The sequence below is a fragment of the Citrobacter sp. Cpo045 genome, assembly GCF_030332875.1.
Taxonomy (GTDB): Bacteria; Pseudomonadota; Gammaproteobacteria; order Enterobacterales; family Enterobacteriaceae; genus Citrobacter; species Citrobacter portucalensis.
Genome location: NZ_JAOWGZ010000091.1, coordinates 44,342 through 59,962, shown reverse-complemented (window position 1 = coordinate 59,962; position 15,621 = coordinate 44,342). Strand labels below are relative to the sequence as shown.

Below are 15,621 nucleotides of genomic sequence, written 5' to 3'. Positions count from 1 at the left end.
TGCAATTGTATTGATTTAATTTTAATTAAGAACAAATTAAGTAAAACAAATGTTTGCAAAAGACATTGGAAATTAAATAGTTAACTTCTTTTATGGTGTGTGAAAAATCGCAGGCTATAGACAGTCTCTCCGGTGGTTTGATTTAATCCGCGAGTGAACACTATACACGATTCATTGTATTGATTTGATGAAGGGATTTCAGAAGATCATGTTTTTTGCATATCTTTATTCTTTTCTCTCCGTGCTCACCCTCAATATTTCTCGCCAGTAATTTATTATTGGCAATGGGACTTTGTCATTCAATCGTTCTGATTAAGGGATTCTAATGAATAAAAAGCTTCTTACTGTGCTGATGGCCGGAAGCCTGATTGCCGCTGTAAATACTTCTGCATTTGCAGAAGATACGGGTAAGGTAGAGTTTTCTGGCCGTATTGTTGCCGACACTTGCGTTATTGATGTCGATGGCGCAGGAGCAAATACCGTGGTTACTTTTGCTGATGCTTACCCGGATAATTTTGGTTCTGATGGGGCAATTGGCCCGACAAAAGATTTCCAGATTTCTCTGGCTAAATGTGACCCTGCTATAGCAAGTTTAAACCTGAGGTTCAGTGGTGACACTACTGACGGCGAGAAATTACGCCTGAAGAACGACCTTAGTGATGCGAGTGCTTCAACAAATGTGGGTATTACCGTTACCAATAATAATGGTGGTAACACTGACGTTGTGTTTGATGACTCCGTTCCGGTATCAACCACGGATGTGGCGAATACTGGCGATGAAGCAACGCCTTCTATTTTCAACTATACCGCGAAAGTGATTCAGATTGGTGATGAAAAACCGACTGCAGGTAAATATCACGCCTCCGCGAATTTTACCGTATTCTATCGTTAAGTATGACAGGCAGCCCTTCAGGGCTGCCTGACCAGGGAGTATTGCGGGTGAAATTATATGCGCGAATTTGTTTTGCCATCATTGGGCTTATTGCCATAAATGCACAGGCCAGCATTGTCCTGGGGGGAACTAGAATCATTTACCCGGAGAATAAAAAAGAAGTACAGATATCTATTAAGAATAAAGAAGATGCCAATAAATATCTGATACAAAGCTGGGTAACAAAGACAGATAACACAAAAGCGCCTTTTATTATCACTCCGCCGATTTATAAAATGGACGCTAATGGCCAGGCTCTGCTGCATATCGTCTTTATTGGCGATAAAGGATCGCTACCACAAGACCGTGAATCGATGTTTGTTGCCAACTTTAAATCTGTTTCGGCTATGCCTGATGAATTAAAAGATAAAAATACGCTGCAGTTTGCGATGAAAACACAGCTGAAACTTTTTTGGCGGCCAGTGGGTCTTAAAGAATCGGCCGCTGCCGGTGCGTGGGAAAAATTACGGTTTAGCCGTCAGGGTTCTCAATTAACCGCAAAAAATCCAACGCCATTTCATATTTCGTTATTAGAACTCTCTGTTGGCGGAAAGCAGGTAAAACCTCTCGCAGACAGTTCTGTACCTGAGTCATTGTCAATGACGGTTCCTCCCTTTGGGGAACAGATATTTTCAATACCTGCAGCTGCAGTAGGTGATGTGTCATGGGCTGCAGTGAATGACTATGGCGCTGCAACGGTGAAAAAGCGCCAACAACTATAATACGCAATGACCGTATGGGTAATAATTAAAGGGACTTTATTATATGCGGCCTTATCCTTTGCGATCTTGTCGACTCTTTTTGCTCAACAGCATTACGCTGGCATTATGCTCATTTTTGCACCCAGCGAGTGCTGAAGATGAATTCAATTTGCATATTCTGGAACTCGGTACACCGTTAGAGAATACGTCAACACTGGAAACCTTTTTGCAAAATAATGGGTTACAGCCAGGGACTTATTTGACTGAAGTGATGTGGGATTATGATCGCATTGATAAGCGAAATATTACTTACGTACTATCACAGGATAAGACGCAATTACTCCCGCAGTTCAGCAAAGGGGATCTCAGAGAGCTGGGGGTGAAGGTCGATAGCCTTCCCGGCTTGAAATCATTGGCTGATACGGCTCCAGTTGGCGACATCGCCCAGTACATATCGGGAGCAAAGTTTGATTTTCAACTCGATAGCCAAACTCTTTTCATGCGGATCCCGCAAATTTATCGCGACCAGCAAGTCGCTGGCGCTATCCCTATTAAAGACTGGGACGATGGCATTCCTGCGGCATGGAGCAGCTATTACATTAGCGGCAACCGCCAGCAAGTAAATGGCGAGAACGATAACTCGAACTGGGCAAGCCTTAATTCCGGTCTAAATCTTGGCGCCTGGCGGCTTCGTAATTCAAGTACCTACAGCAATTCGGATGGCTGGGATGCGATCAGCACCACGCTGGAGCGGGATATTAAATTTCTGCAAAGCCAGCTTGAAATTGGCCAGACATATACCAACGGCGAACTGTTTGACAGCGTACAGATGACAGGGGTGAAGCTGGAAACCGATACCAGCATGTTACCCAATAGCTTACAAGGGTTTGCGCCTGTTGTGCGCGGAATTGCTAATAGCGATGCAAAAGTAACGATTAAGCAAAATGGCTACACGATATATCAGACTTATGTCTCCAGCGGCCCCTTTGAAATCAGAGATCTCAGTCAGGTAACAGCAGGGTCAGATTTACAAGTTACCGTTAAAGAGGCTGATGGAAGCGAGCATTCGTTTATTCAGGCAAGCGCTTCGGTACCCATCTTACAGCGTGAAGGTGCGCTGAAATATAGCCTTGCTGGTGGAAAATACCGTGATAGCGATAACGGCGAGGAACCTGGGTTTGGTCAGGCGACGGTAATCTACGGCATGCCTCATGGCATTACGCTGTATGGCGGAGCGCTCGACGCATCAATTTATCGTGCCGGTCTGGTCGGGGCGGGGGCCGATCTCGGTGAGCTTGGTTCTGTGTCTGTAGATGTTACTGCGGCCAGAACCCAGTTTGACGATGGGCGTGGTAATGCCAACGGTTTATCCTGGCGTGCACAATATTCCAAAGACTTTTCTGCAACAGATACCACGGTGACGCTGGCCAGTTACCGTTATTCCACTTCTGGTTTTTATACCTTCCAGGAAGCTCTCGATCAGCGCGATAGGGGCGAAGATGATGGAATTTACAATTACCGTAAAGCGAACAATCGCCGTAGCCGTTTACAGTTGAGTATGTCGCAATCATTGGGCTCTGTAGGGTCTGTGTATATCAATGGTTATCAACAAGATTACTGGGATATGAGTGGGCATGAGCGCAGTGCCAGTATGGGATTCAGCTCCAGTTGGCAGGACATCACCTGGTCTGTGAACTATAGCCTGACAAAAACACCAAACAGCGATAATGACCAGCAGGTTGCATTTTCCGTCAATATTCCCTTGTCACGTTGGCTGTCAAACAGTTGGGCGACCTATAACCTAAACAGCGCTAAAAATGGCAATACCGTGCATCAGGTTGGGATTGGCGGGACTGCGCTGGAAGATAACAACTTAAGTTATAACCTGCAGCAAAGCTATACCGATCACGATACTGGATATGGTGCGAGCATGACGGGGCGTTATCGTGGCTCATACGGTGAAATTGGGGCGAACTATAGCTATGCCAAAGATAGCAAACAGTGGAACTACAGCGCGCAAGGATCCGTCGTCGCACATCCTTATGGTATTACGCTGGGGCAATCTGTCCAGGATGCTTTTGCTATTGTCCATATTGACGAGGGAGCAGATGTTAAAGTCCAGAATATGCAAGGTATTTACACTGACTACTGGGGAAATGCGGTCGTACCATATCTAACTAATTATCGTCGTAATACCGTCACGGTGAACAGCGGGGAACGTGACGATCTGGATATCGAAAAACCGGCCAAAGATGTCGTACCTACGAAAGGGGCAGTTGTCGCAGCTAATTTCTCTGCCCGCCAGGGTATTCGCGCCTTATTAACACTTCACCATGGATCGAGTTTTGTGCCTTTCGGCGCGGTACTGTCAATTGAGGGGGGCTCCTCAATAGTCGGAGATGGTGGCGAAGTTTATCTGACCGGTTTGAAAGGTAATGTACCGTTTAAAGTACAGTGGGGTAGTGCTCCAGAACAGCGCTGTGAAGGAAATGCGCAGATCCCGGAAGATATCGAGTCCTCTATTTACCAGGCTGCGGTTGAGTGTCGATAGTGTAAAGGGAAAACATAAAATGGACTGTGGGAATATGAATAATTATATGATTTTTAGATTGATTCTATGTTGCGGTCTATTGTTCGCACAGCAATCAGTTCAGGCATCCTGCAAAATTGAGAATGATGCGTCGCCGTCAACCTCTACGTTCAATATGCCGTCGTTTACGGTAAATGCGGACGCCGCTCCAGGTACGATCATTGCAACCCAGGAAGTGACTGGCGATCTTATTAAAGTCGTGGACTGTACAGATAATGGCGATATCTATACAGGCTATACCGTATTCACGAGTAGCGATGCCCGCACGGATAATCCCCTTAGCCGCGTTTATCAAACAAATGTTCCGGGAATAGGTTTTCGGGTCGCCTGGGTTAAAGATAACGCTTCCGCCCTAACAGAAGGTTCGGTGGTTACCCCTATGCATCTAGGGACGTCAAAAACAACCCACTTAAGTGACTATAGTATTCAATCACGTGCGAGAGCTGAATTTGTCGTCACTGGTGTTGTGCAGTCAGGGGTTATTGACGTCAACATGCTCAATGCGGACTGGATTTATGATTCGCAGGTTATTGCTCAAATTCGCTTTGCGCCAATAGCGATTAACGTTACTGCTAACACCTGCAATTTAGTTGAAAAAAATATCACAGTGCCGCTAAAGAGAATCATGACTAGCGATATTGTGGAGGGCTATTCCGATGTTGTGTCTGATGATAGTTTCAAGATTCAGCTGGAACAGTGTGTTGCTGGCATCAAACTTGATTATAAATTCACCACTGCCGGTTCAACTGGCGTGAGTGGCAATAGCGACATCCTGGAGATCGCCAGTGGTAATGACGCAGCCGAAGGGGTCGGATTACAAATTCTCGACAGCAACAATAATGTGCTGAAATTTGATCATGATTACAACGCGGTAGCGCAAACAACCGATAGGCAGTCTGTCACTATCCCTTTGAAAGCGAGATATGTACAAACAGGCACTGTAAAAGCGGGAAAGGTTGACTCTGTTGCGACATTTAACGTTTTTTACCGCTAGCCAAAAATAGCCTGTGTATTTGCAGGCTTTTCTTTTCAACATTCCAGCCTAATTTATTAACCCTTTCTTTTCATCTGGTTATTTCTTAACCCCTCAGTTTTAGTAGGGACGCGTATTGCTTGCTATCTCGCCAGAGTTTCGAATATTATGCTGCCGTTATAATAATAATTCTCGTTTACGTTATCATTCACTTTCATCAGAGAAATACCAATGGCGCGTCTTAAAACTGCTCAGCCAAGTTCATCGCTGCGTAAAATCGCAGTAGTGGTAGCCACAGCGGTTAGCGGCATGTCTGTCTATGCACAGGCGGCGGTTGACCCGAAAGAAGAAACCATCACCGTAACTGCTGCACCTGCTCCGCAGGAAAGCGCATGGGGGCCTGCGGCAACCATCGCTGCACGACAGTCTGCTACGGCGACCAAAACCGACACTCCGATTCAAAAAGTTCCTCAGTCTATTTCAGTGGTCACCGCCGAAGAGATGGCGTTGCATCAGCCAAAATCGGTCAAAGAAGCGCTCAGCTACACCCCGGGCGTTGCCGTGGGTACGCGTGGCGCGTCCAATACCTATGACTACCTGATTATTCGCGGATTTGCCGCAGACGGCCAAAGTCAGAATAACTATCTGAATGGCCTGAAGATGCAGGGCAACTTCTACAACGATGCGGTCATCGACCCTTATATGCTGGAGCGCGCCGAAGTGATGCGCGGTCCGGTTTCCGTTCTGTACGGAAAGAGCAACCCGGGTGGGTTGTTGAACATGGTCAGCAAGCGCCCGACAACGGAGCCGCTGAAAGAAGTTCAGTTCAAAATGGGCACAGACAGCCTGTTCCAGACCGGTTTTGACTTCAGCGATGCGCTGGATGACGATGGTGTGTACTCATACCGCCTGACCGGCCTGGCGCGTTCCGCGAATGCGCAGCAGCAGGGCGCAGAAGAACAGCGTTATGCTATCGCGCCATCTTTCACATGGCGTCCGGATGATAAGACGAATTTCACCTTCCTCTCCTACTTCCAGAACGAGCCGGAAACCGGTTATTACGGCTGGTTGCCGAAAGAGGGGACCGTGTCTAAGCTGCCAAATGGTTCACGTCTGCCGACTGATTTCAACGAAGGTGCGGACAACAATACCTACTCTCGTAACGAGAAGATGGTGGGCTACAGCTTCGACCACGAATTTAACGACACCTTTACCGTACGTCAGAACCTGCGTTATGCCCAAAACAAAGTGTCGCAGAAAAGCGTGTACGGCTACGGCATGTGCTCCGATCCGCTGTATACCAAGGATCCGGCTAACAGCCCTTGTGCCAGTATCCCTCAGTCAGATTGGGATCACACGCTGACTCGTCAGTACGTTGACGATAATGAAAAATTGCAGAATTTCTCTGTTGATACCCAGTTGCAGAGCACATTCGCCACCGGTTCCCTGGATCACACATTGCTGACCGGCGTTGACTATATGCGTATGCGTAACGATATCAACTCCTGGTTCGGTTGGGCTGGTTCGGTAGCGCCGTCTGATATCTATAATCTTGATCGTAGCGATTTTGACTTTGGCTCGCACCCTGGACCTGGCGCAGCTTATCGCGTTCTGAATAAACAGGAACAAACGGGCCTGTACGCTCAGGATCAGATGCAGTGGGATAAGGTGCTGGTCACTCTGGGCGGTCGTTACGACTGGGCTAAGCAGGACTCTCTGAACCGCGTTTCTGGTGTGCTGGACTCCCGTGATGACCGACAGTTCACCTGGCGTGGCGGTGTTAACTACCTGTTCGATAACGGTGTAACCCCGTATTTCAGCTACAGCGAATCGTTTGAACCTAATTCTCAGGTTGGGGAAAGCGGCAATATCTTTGCGCCATCTAAAGGTAAGCAGTACGAAGCGGGCGTGAAGTACGTACCGAGCGATCGTCCGATCGTGTTGACCGGTGCCGTTTACCAGTTGACCAAAACCAACAACCTGATGGCCGACCCGAATGGATCGATCTGGTCAGTTGAAGGCGGCGAAATTCGTTCACGCGGTGTGGAAATTGAAGCGAAAGCGGCGCTGTCAGCCAGCGTTAACGTGGTGGGTTCTTATACCTACACCGATGCGGAATACACCACTGACACCAACTACAAAGGCAATACGCCTGCCCAGGTGCCAAAACATATGGCATCACTGTGGGGGGATTACACCCTCTATGATGGTGCGCTTTCCGGGCTGACGTTGGGTACGGGTGTTCGTTATACTAGTTCCAGTTATGGCGATCCGGCAAACTCCTTCAAAGTGGGAAGCTACACGCTGGTAGATGCGTTAGTACGTTACGATCTGGCGCGTGTTGGTATGGCTGGCTCCAACGTGGCGCTGCATGTGAACAACCTGTTTGACCGTGAATACGTCGCCAGCTGCTTCAATACTTATGGCTGCTTCTGGGGCGCAGAACGTCAGGTCGTTGCAACTGCAACCTTCCGTTTCTAATTTCTCTTTGGGCACGCTTTGCGTGCCCGTTTTACAAGTTGGCTGCTATGCAGGAAAACAGATCCCATCCCGACACCACTTTTGCGTTGCGTAATGTCTCCTTTCGTGTGCCTGGTCGCACGCTTTTGCATCCTCTCTCATTAACTTTTCCTGTAGGGAAAGTGACGGGTCTTATCGGCCACAACGGTTCCGGTAAATCGACATTATTGAAAATGCTGGGACGTCATCAGCCGCCGTCAGAAGGTGAAATCCTGCTCGACGAACAGCCGCTGGAGAGCTGGAGTAGTAAAGCGTTTGCCCGCAAGGTCGCCTATCTGCCGCAACAGCTGCCGCAGGCAGAAGGGATGACCGTACGCGAACTGGTGGCGATTGGTCGTTATCCGTGGCACGGGGCGCTGGGGCGTTTTGGCGTTGCCGACAGAGAGAAGGTAGAAGAAGCAATTTCGCTGGTCGGTTTAAAGCCGCTGGCGCACCGTCTGGTCGATAGCCTGTCCGGTGGGGAACGCCAACGCGCATGGATTGCCATGCTGGTGGCACAGGACAGCCGCTGTCTGCTGCTTGATGAACCGACTTCCGCGCTGGATATTGCCCATCAGGTTGACGTGCTGGCGCTGGTGCACCGCTTAAGCCAGCAGCGCGGGCTGACGGTGGTTGCGGTGCTGCATGATATCAATATGGCGGCCCGTTACTGCGATTACCTCGTTGCGCTGCGCGGCGGTGAGATGATTTCTCAAGGAACGCCTGCTGAACTGATGCGCAGTGAAACTCTGGAACAAATTTACGGTATCCCGATGGGCATTTTGCCGCATCCGGCCGGTGCCGCACCCGTGAGTTTTGTCTATTAATGATCGGATTACATCATATTACCCGTCGGCGGCTGCTTACGGCGATGGCGCTGTCGCCTCTGCTGTGGCGGATGAATACGGCGCACGCCGCGGCGGTTGAGCCACAGCGCATTGTAGCGCTGGAATGGCTGCCGGTAGAGCTGCTGCTGGCGCTGGGTATTACGCCGTATGGCATCGCAGATATCCCTAACTACAAGCTGTGGGTCAGTGAGCCTCCTCTGCCGGACTCGGTAATTGACGTCGGGCTACGTACGGAACCCAATCTCGAACTGCTGACCGAAATGAAGCCCTCATTTCTGCTCTGGTCGGCAGGTTACGGTCCTTCCCCTGAAAAGCTGGCGCGGATTGCACCTGGCCGGGGATTTAACTTCAGCGATGGCAAAAAGCCGCTGGCCATTGCGCGACAGTCGCTGCAGGAAATGGCGCAATTGTTCAATCTGCAAGCTTCTGCTGAACGCCATTTGACTGAGTACGATCATTTTATCGCCAGCCTGAAACCGCGCTTTATGCAACGCGGCGCGCGTCCCGTACTCCTGACATCCCTGCTTGATTCGCGGCATATGTTGGTGTTTGGCTCAAACAGCCTGTTCCAGGACGTACTGGACGAATATGGGATCCCTAACGCCTGGCAGGGAGAAACAAACTTCTGGGGCAGCACTGCCGTGAGTATTGACCGTCTGGCTGCTTATAAGGATGTCGATGTGCTGTGCTTTGATCATGGCAACGATAAAGAGATGGCTGCGCTGATGTCTACGCCATTATGGCAGGCGATGCCGTTTGTCCGTGGCGGACGTTTTCAACGTGTGCCTGCCGTTTGGTTCTATGGCGCAACGCTATCGGCCATGCATTTTGCCCGTATTCTGGATAATGCGTTGGGAGGCAAAGCGTGAGCAGGAAACTTGAAATGCCGGATGGCGGCGCGAAAAGCGCTTTATCCGACCTACGGTTTGGGCGCTTTGTAGGCCGGATAAGGCGAAGCCGCCATCCGGCGTTGCTGTTGTTGGTGCTGTTTGTTGCTGCCTGCTGGCTGACATGGGTTAACTTCTCCGTTGCGCTACCGCGCAGTCAGTGGCAACAGGCTATCTGGTCACCGGATATCGACATCATTGAGCAGATGGTTTTTCACTATAGCCTGCTGCCGAGGCTGGCGATATCGCTATTGGTCGGCGCCGGGCTGGGTCTGGTCGGCGTGTTGTTTCAGCAGGTGTTGCGTAACCCGCTGGCGGAGCCAACCACGCTGGGCGTTGCGACTGGTGCGCAGATGGGCATTACGGTTACCACGCTGTGGGCTATTCCTGGTGCGCTGACCACGCAATTTGCGGCGCTGGCGGGAGCATGTGTCGTTGGGGTGCTGGTGTTTGGCGTTGCCTGGGGCAAGCGTCTTTCTCCGGTGACGTTAATCCTTGCCGGGCTGGTGGTCAGCCTGTACTGCGGGGCGATTAACCAGTTGATGGTTATCTTCCATCACGATCAGCTGCAAAGCATGTTTTTATGGAGCAGCGGCACGTTAACGCAAACCGACTGGAGCGGCGTACAGCGTCTGTGGCCGCAGCTGTTGGGCGGTGTGATGCTGACTCTGTTGTTATTACGCCCAATGACGCTGATGGGACTGGATGACGGCGTGGCGCGCAACCTCGGTCTGGCGCTGTCGCTGGCACGTCTGGCGGCGTTATCGCTGGCCATTGTCATCAGCGCCTTACTGGTTAACGCGGTTGGGATTATCGGCTTTATTGGCCTGTTTGCACCGCTGCTGGCGAAAATGCTCGGTGCGCGTCGTTTGCTGGCACGTCTGGTGCTTGCCCCGCTGATTGGTGCGTTGATCCTCTGGCTCTCCGACCAAATCATTCTGTGGCTGACCCGCGTATGGATGGAAGTCTCCACCGGTTCAGTGACGGCGTTGATTGGCGCACCGTTGCTACTGTGGTTGTTGCCGCGCTTGAGGAGTATGAGCGCCCCGGATATGAACGCCAGTAATCGCATCGCCGCTGAGCGTCAGAATGTGCTGATGTTTGCGCTGGCAGGTGGCGTTATCTTGCTGCTAACCCTCGTGGTGGCGCTGTCGTTTGGCCGCGACGCACATGGCTGGACATGGGCCAGCGGCGCGATGCTGGATGAGCTGATGCCCTGGCGCTGGCCTCGCATTCTGGCGGCCCTGATTGCCGGGGTGATGCTGGCGGTAGCGGGCTGTATTATTCAACGTCTGACGGGCAACCCGATGGCCAGCCCGGAAGTGCTGGGCATTAGCTCCGGTGCGGCATTTGGCGTGGTGCTCATGCTGTTTTTGGTCCCCGGAAATGCTTTTGGCTGGCTGCTGCCTGCCGGAAGCCTCGGGGCCGCGGCTACTCTGCTTATCATTATGATTGCCGCCGGGCGCGGTGGTTTTTCACCGCATCGTATGCTGTTGGCCGGCATGGCGCTCAGTACGGCCTTTACTATGCTGCTGATGATGCTGCAGGCCAGCGGCGATCCGCGCATGGCGGGCGTGTTGACCTGGATTTCCGGCTCAACCTATAACGCGAGCGGAGAGCAGGTACTGCGTACCGGGATTGTGATGGTGATTCTGCTGGCGATGACGCCGCTGTGCCGCCGTTGGCTAACAATTTTACCGCTCGGCGGCGATACGGCGCGGGCTGTCGGTATGGCTATCACGCCATCACGCGTGGGGTTACTGCTGCTGGCGGCAGGGCTGACGGCGACAGCCACCATGACTATTGGACCGTTGAGCTTTGTCGGGCTGATGGCTCCGCATATTGCCCGTATGATGGGTTTTCGTCGGGCGATGCCGCATATGCTGATTTCGGCGCTGGCGGGTGGCGTGTTGCTGGTCTTTGCTGACTGGTGCGGCAGGATGGTGCTGTTTCCGTATCAGATCCCGGCGGGATTATTGTCGACGTTTATTGGTGCGCCGTACTTTATCTATCTGCTGAGAAAGCAGAGCCGCTGAGGCTGACCCCTTTCATGTAGGCCGGATAAGACGCTTTGCGTCGACATCCGGCAATAAAAAAGCCGGGTGGCGGCTTCGCCTTACCCGGCCTACATTTCTGCACGTTCTCTTGTTTACAATTTCGCAAACACCCGGCGCGCGGCGTCGATGGTGTTATTGATATCGTCTTCACTGTGCGCCACGGACATAAAGCCCGCTTCGAAGGCAGACGGCGCCAGATAAATTCCTTCATCCAGCATCATGTGGAAGAAGCGCTTGAAGCGTTCGACGTCGCATGCCATCACATCCTGATAGCAGGTTACGGTTTCTGCATCTGTGAAGAAAATCCCGAACATCCCGCCCACATGGTTAACCACCAGCGGAATATTCGCTTCTTCGGCAGCTTCCAACAGACCTTCCGCCAGACGCGTCGTCAGTTCGTTCAGCGTTTCATGAATACCCGGTTGGGCGACTTCGGTCAGACAGGCATAACCTGCCGCCATCGCGATCGGGTTACCGGAAAGCGTCCCCGCCTGGTAAACCGGACCGGTCGGCGCCAGTGCGTCCATCACATCGCGGCGACCGCCGAATGCGCCAACGGGCATTCCGCCACCGATGATTTTACCGAGGCAGGTCAGATCCGGCACGACGCCGTAATAATCCTGTGCTCCGGCCAGCGCTACGCGGAAACCGGTCATCACTTCATCGATGATCAACAGTGCGCCAAACTCATCGCACAGCGCACGCAGGCCCGGCAGGAATTCCGGCAGCGGCGGGATGCAGTTCATGTTGCCGGCAACCGGCTCAACGATGATGCACGCGATCTCCTGCGGATACTGTTCAAATGCCGCACGTACTGAAGCGAGATCGTTGTAGGTGCAGGTCAGGGTGTGTTTCGCGAAATCGGCCGGAACGCCTGGGGAGTTCGGCTGGCCCAGCGTTAATGCACCGGAACCAGCCTTAACCAGCAGGCAGTCGGCATGGCCGTGGTAGCAGCCTTCAAATTTGATGATTTTATCGCGACCGGTGAAACCGCGCGCCAGACGGATTGCGCTCATTGTCGCTTCCGTACCGGAGTTCACCATGCGCACCATGTCCATGGTCGGCACTAATTCGGTGACCAGCTCCGCCATTTTCACTTCCATCTCGGTCGGTGCACCGAAGCTTAAACCGCGCTCCGCAGCTTCAATCACCGCATTACGGATTGCCGGGTGGTTGTGACCCAGTACCATCGGTCCCCAGGAACCGACGTAATCGACATAGGCTTTACCATCGACATCGTACAGATACGCGCCGTCCGCTTTTTCGATAAACAGCGGAGTACCACCCACGCCAGTAAAGGCGCGAACGGGGGAGTTAACGCCGCCTGGGATAAGTTCGCGTGCTGCGCTGTAGAGATTTTCAGACTTACTCATGGATGGGGTCCTGGTTCGTAGAAAAAGTAAATGCCCGCTATTCTAGTTATTCAGAGAAGGTTATGAAAGTTTTACGCATTTGAAACAATGCGATTTGCAGGGGATTTTCGCGAAATGTGCGAGTAGAATGCCGATTCCGTATTTGTATTACCAATTAATGATCATCTGATGAAGACAGACACTCCCTCTTTTGAAGCACAGCAAATTGTGCGTTTACGCCGCAGGGATCAAATTCGTCGTCTCCTGGAACGAGACAAAACGCCGTTGGCGATCCTGTTGATGGCCGCAGTAGTGGGTACTGTGACAGGGCTTGTTGGCGTGGCATTTGAGAAAGCGGTGACCTGGGTGCAGAATCAGCGCATTGGCACGCTGGCTCAGGTTGCGGACCATGACATTCTGCTGTGGCCGCTGGCGTTTATTCTCTCGGCGTTGCTGGCGATGGTCGGCTATTTCCTGGTGCGTAAATTTGCGCCGGAAGCCGGTGGTTCGGGGATCCCAGAGATTGAAGGTGCGCTGGAAGAGCTGCGACCTGTGCGTTGGTGGCGTGTCCTGCCGGTGAAATTTATCGGCGGCATGGGCACGCTGGGTGCTGGCATGGTGCTTGGGCGTGAAGGTCCGACCGTGCAGATTGGCGGTAACCTCGGGCGCATGGTGCTGGATATTTTCCGCATGCGTAGCGCCGAAGCGCGGCATACCTTATTGGCTACCGGTGCCGCAGCGGGCCTTTCGGCGGCGTTTAACGCTCCGCTGGCGGGGATCCTGTTCATCATTGAAGAGATGCGCCCGCAGTTTCGCTATAACCTTGTGTCGATCAAAGCCGTGTTTACCGGCGTTATTATGTCGAGCATTGTGTTTCGTGTTTTCAACGGTGAAGCCCCGATAATTGAAGTCGGGAAACTGTCTAATGCGCCGGTGAATACGCTGTGGCTGTATCTCGTGCTCGGGCTTATTTTTGGCTGTGTCGGGCCATTGTTCAACACCATGGTGTTGCGCACCCAGGATATGTTCCAGCGCTTTCACGGCGGTGAAATTAAAAAATGGGTGCTGATGGGCGGCGCGATCGGCGGTCTGTGCGGTATCCTGGGATTAATTCAACCTGAAGCGGCAGGCGGTGGCTTTAACCTGATCCCGATTGCCGCAGCAGGCAATTTTAGCGTCGGTCTACTGCTGTTTATATTTATCACCCGGGTGATCACCACGCTGCTGTGCTTCTCATCCGGCGCACCCGGTGGGATCTTTGCCCCGATGCTGGCGTTGGGGACGTTGCTTGGTACGGCGTTCGGTATGGCTGCGGCGGCCTCTTTTCCGCAGTATCACCTGGAGGCCGGAACCTTTGCCATTGCCGGAATGGGGGCTTTGTTGGCTGCTTCGGTGCGTGCGCCGCTAACAGGTATTGTACTGGTGCTGGAGATGACCGATAACTATCAGCTCATTTTGCCAATGATTATTACTTGTCTTGGCGCAACACTATTAGCCCAATTTATGGGCGGAAAGCCGCTATACTCGACTATCCTGGCTCGTACGCTGGCAAAACAGGAAGCGGAGCAGGCGGCAAAAAGCCAGGGTACTGCCGCTGGCGAGAATACTTGAACGAAATACCAGGGTATTAGATAATGGCCCAAAATATTGGGTTGAAATTTACCCAATTGCCGATGTCGTTTGGAGCAAAATATGAGTGATGACGTAGCGCTGCCACTGCAATTTACTGAAGCAGCAGCCAATAAAGTTAAAAGCCTGATCGCTGACGAAGATAACCCGAATCTGAAATTACGCGTGTATATCACTGGCGGTGGTTGCAGCGGTTTCCAGTACGGTTTCACCTTTGATGATCAGGTCAATGAAGGTGATATGACCATCGAGAAACAAGGTGTTGGTCTGGTCGTTGATCCGATGAGTCTGCAATATCTGGTGGGCGGCGCGGTTGACTATACCGAAGGTCTGGAAGGTTCCCGCTTCGTTGTGACTAACCCGAATGCGAAAAGCACCTGCGGGTGTGGTTCTTCTTTCAGCATCTGATTGCTGTCTGTAATACTGATGGTCTGATGTTGTAGGCCCGGTAAGCGCAACGCCACCGGGCAATGTGCCGGATGGCGGCGTAAACGCCTTATCCGGCCTACATATTCTGTATCGTCATATCAACGCCCGTTATCATCCAGCGCAAACGTCGGCAATTTCAGATGCCAGCGAATGGCGGCAAGCCGAATCAGCAGCGTGACAATCATCCCCATCATACTGGCGTTTTCCAGTGAAACATCAAAGGTATAAAACGCTGTCGCATGCACGATCCCGCCGATAATACAGGCTGTGGCGTAGATCTCGGTGCGCAAAATCATCGGGACTTCACGAGCTAACACATCGCGAATGATCCCACCACCAACGCCGGTAATCACCCCCATACAAATCGCCACCAGCGGCCCTGTTCCTGCGAGAAATGCCTTGTTGACCCCAATACCTACGAACACAGCCAGACCAACGGCATCCAGCACCGGAAGGATCCATTTCGGTATGCGTCTTGGTTGACGTACCAACAGGATCGTCAGCATGCTGGTGATCATCGCCACCACCAGATCGGTCGGATCCTTAACCCAAAAAACCGGTCCATTATCCAGCGCCATATCGCGGATCGTTCCACCACCAACGGCGGTAACCACGCCAAGTACCAGGACGCCAAACGGATCCATACGTAATTTTCCGGCCAGTAATACGCCAGAGATTGCAAATACCGCGGTGCCGACAATATCAAGCCAATAGACGAGCATTTT

General features: G+C 51.9%; 13 protein-coding genes. 11 read left to right on the top strand and 2 right to left on the bottom strand.

Going from position 1 to position 15,621, the window contains the following annotated elements; translation table 11 throughout:
- Nucleotides 1-325 precede the first annotated feature (325 nt).
- The 8 genes from OGY13_RS09080 (at nt 326) to fhuB (ending at nt 11,465) form a co-directional block, all read left to right on the top strand.
- Complete coding sequence (locus OGY13_RS09080; RefSeq protein WP_213752865.1) at nt 326-892, top strand: fimbrial protein; 567 nt, start codon at nt 326-328, stop codon at nt 890-892.
- Nucleotides 893-939: 47 nt separating this feature from the next.
- A complete protein-coding gene (locus tag OGY13_RS09075; protein ID WP_060682732.1) occupies nt 940-1,653 on the top strand; it encodes a fimbrial biogenesis chaperone in 714 nt (237 codons plus the stop codon).
- Nucleotides 1,654-1,696: 43 nt separating this feature from the next.
- Nucleotides 1,697-4,183, top strand: a complete 2,487-nt coding sequence (locus tag OGY13_RS09070; protein WP_191215149.1) for a fimbria/pilus outer membrane usher protein — start codon at nt 1,697-1,699, stop codon at nt 4,181-4,183.
- 34 nt (nt 4,184-4,217) lie between these two features.
- Nucleotides 4,218-5,216, top strand: coding sequence for a fimbrial protein (locus OGY13_RS09065; protein ID WP_250153164.1), 999 nt, complete (start codon nt 4,218-4,220; stop codon nt 5,214-5,216).
- 210 nt (nt 5,217-5,426) lie between these two features.
- The gene (gene fhuA, locus OGY13_RS09060; protein ID WP_048227070.1) at nt 5,427-7,676 is read left to right on the top strand and encodes a ferrichrome porin FhuA; all 2,250 of its coding nucleotides are present in this window, start codon (nt 5,427-5,429) and stop codon (nt 7,674-7,676) included.
- A 47-nt stretch (nt 7,677-7,723) separates the two neighbouring features.
- On the top strand, nt 7,724-8,521 hold the full coding sequence (gene fhuC, locus OGY13_RS09055; protein WP_003829206.1) for a Fe3+-hydroxamate ABC transporter ATP-binding protein FhuC: 798 nt from the start codon (nt 7,724-7,726) through the stop codon (nt 8,519-8,521).
- Nucleotides 8,521-9,411 (top strand): Fe(3+)-hydroxamate ABC transporter substrate-binding protein FhuD, encoded by an 891-nt coding sequence (gene fhuD, locus OGY13_RS09050; protein ID WP_213752867.1) that lies wholly within the window; start codon nt 8,521-8,523, stop codon nt 9,409-9,411. Before fhuC ends, fhuD begins: the two co-directional genes overlap by 1 nt.
- 14 nt (nt 9,412-9,425) lie before the next feature.
- A complete protein-coding gene (gene fhuB, locus OGY13_RS09045; protein WP_213752869.1) occupies nt 9,426-11,465 on the top strand; it encodes a Fe(3+)-hydroxamate ABC transporter permease FhuB in 2,040 nt (679 codons plus the stop codon).
- A gap of 113 nt (nt 11,466-11,578) precedes the next feature.
- Here the strand turns inward: fhuB and hemL are convergent, their stop codons facing one another.
- Entirely contained in the window at nt 11,579-12,859 is a 1,281-nt protein-coding gene (gene hemL / locus OGY13_RS09040; RefSeq protein ID WP_100271481.1) for a glutamate-1-semialdehyde 2,1-aminomutase, read from the bottom strand.
- A gap of 168 nt (nt 12,860-13,027) precedes the next feature.
- Between hemL and clcA the strand changes: the two genes are divergently transcribed.
- The 3 genes from clcA to erpA are packed head-to-tail and all read left to right on the top strand — an operon-like array spanning nt 13,028 to nt 14,875.
- Complete coding sequence (gene clcA, locus OGY13_RS09035; protein ID WP_111466095.1) at nt 13,028-14,449, top strand: H(+)/Cl(-) exchange transporter ClcA; 1,422 nt, start codon at nt 13,028-13,030, stop codon at nt 14,447-14,449.
- Between the two features lie 23 nt (nt 14,450-14,472).
- Nucleotides 14,473-14,538, top strand: a complete 66-nt coding sequence (gene yadW / locus OGY13_RS09030; RefSeq protein WP_122973801.1) for a small protein YadW — start codon at nt 14,473-14,475, stop codon at nt 14,536-14,538.
- Nucleotides 14,531-14,875 (top strand): iron-sulfur cluster insertion protein ErpA, encoded by a 345-nt coding sequence (gene erpA, locus OGY13_RS09025; protein WP_008786260.1) that lies wholly within the window; start codon nt 14,531-14,533, stop codon nt 14,873-14,875. The genes yadW and erpA overlap by 8 nt, the downstream gene beginning before the upstream one ends.
- Nucleotides 14,876-14,994: 119 nt before the next feature.
- Here erpA and OGY13_RS09020 read toward each other — a convergent pair whose 3' ends face one another.
- On the bottom strand, nt 14,995-15,618 hold the full coding sequence (locus OGY13_RS09020) for a TRIC cation channel family protein (protein ID WP_003829199.1): 624 nt from the start codon (nt 15,616-15,618) through the stop codon (nt 14,995-14,997).
- Between the last annotated feature and the right edge of the window lie 3 nt (nt 15,619-15,621).

Bases quoted from the DNA above. Each gene is read 5' to 3' on its own strand.
- OGY13_RS09080 (WP_213752865.1), top strand. From the start codon at position 326: ATGAATAAAAAGCTTCTTACTGTGCTGATGGCCGGAAGCCTGATTGCC.
- OGY13_RS09020 (WP_003829199.1), bottom strand. From the start codon at position 15,618: ATGCTCGTCTATTGGCTTGATATTGTCGGCACCGCGGTATTTGCAATC.
- fhuA (WP_048227070.1), top strand. From the start codon at position 5,427: ATGGCGCGTCTTAAAACTGCTCAGCCAAGTTCATCGCTGCGTAAAATC.
- hemL (WP_100271481.1), bottom strand. From the start codon at position 12,859: ATGAGTAAGTCTGAAAATCTCTACAGCGCAGCACGCGAACTTATCCCA.
- OGY13_RS09070 (WP_191215149.1), top strand. From the start codon at position 1,697: ATGCGGCCTTATCCTTTGCGATCTTGTCGACTCTTTTTGCTCAACAGC.
- fhuC (WP_003829206.1), top strand. From the start codon at position 7,724: ATGCAGGAAAACAGATCCCATCCCGACACCACTTTTGCGTTGCGTAAT.
- OGY13_RS09065 (WP_250153164.1), top strand. From the start codon at position 4,218: ATGAATAATTATATGATTTTTAGATTGATTCTATGTTGCGGTCTATTG.
- erpA (WP_008786260.1), top strand. From the start codon at position 14,531: ATGAGTGATGACGTAGCGCTGCCACTGCAATTTACTGAAGCAGCAGCC.
- fhuD (WP_213752867.1), top strand. From the start codon at position 8,521: ATGATCGGATTACATCATATTACCCGTCGGCGGCTGCTTACGGCGATG.
- clcA (WP_111466095.1), top strand. From the start codon at position 13,028: ATGAAGACAGACACTCCCTCTTTTGAAGCACAGCAAATTGTGCGTTTA.
- fhuB (WP_213752869.1), top strand. From the start codon at position 9,426: ATGCCGGATGGCGGCGCGAAAAGCGCTTTATCCGACCTACGGTTTGGG.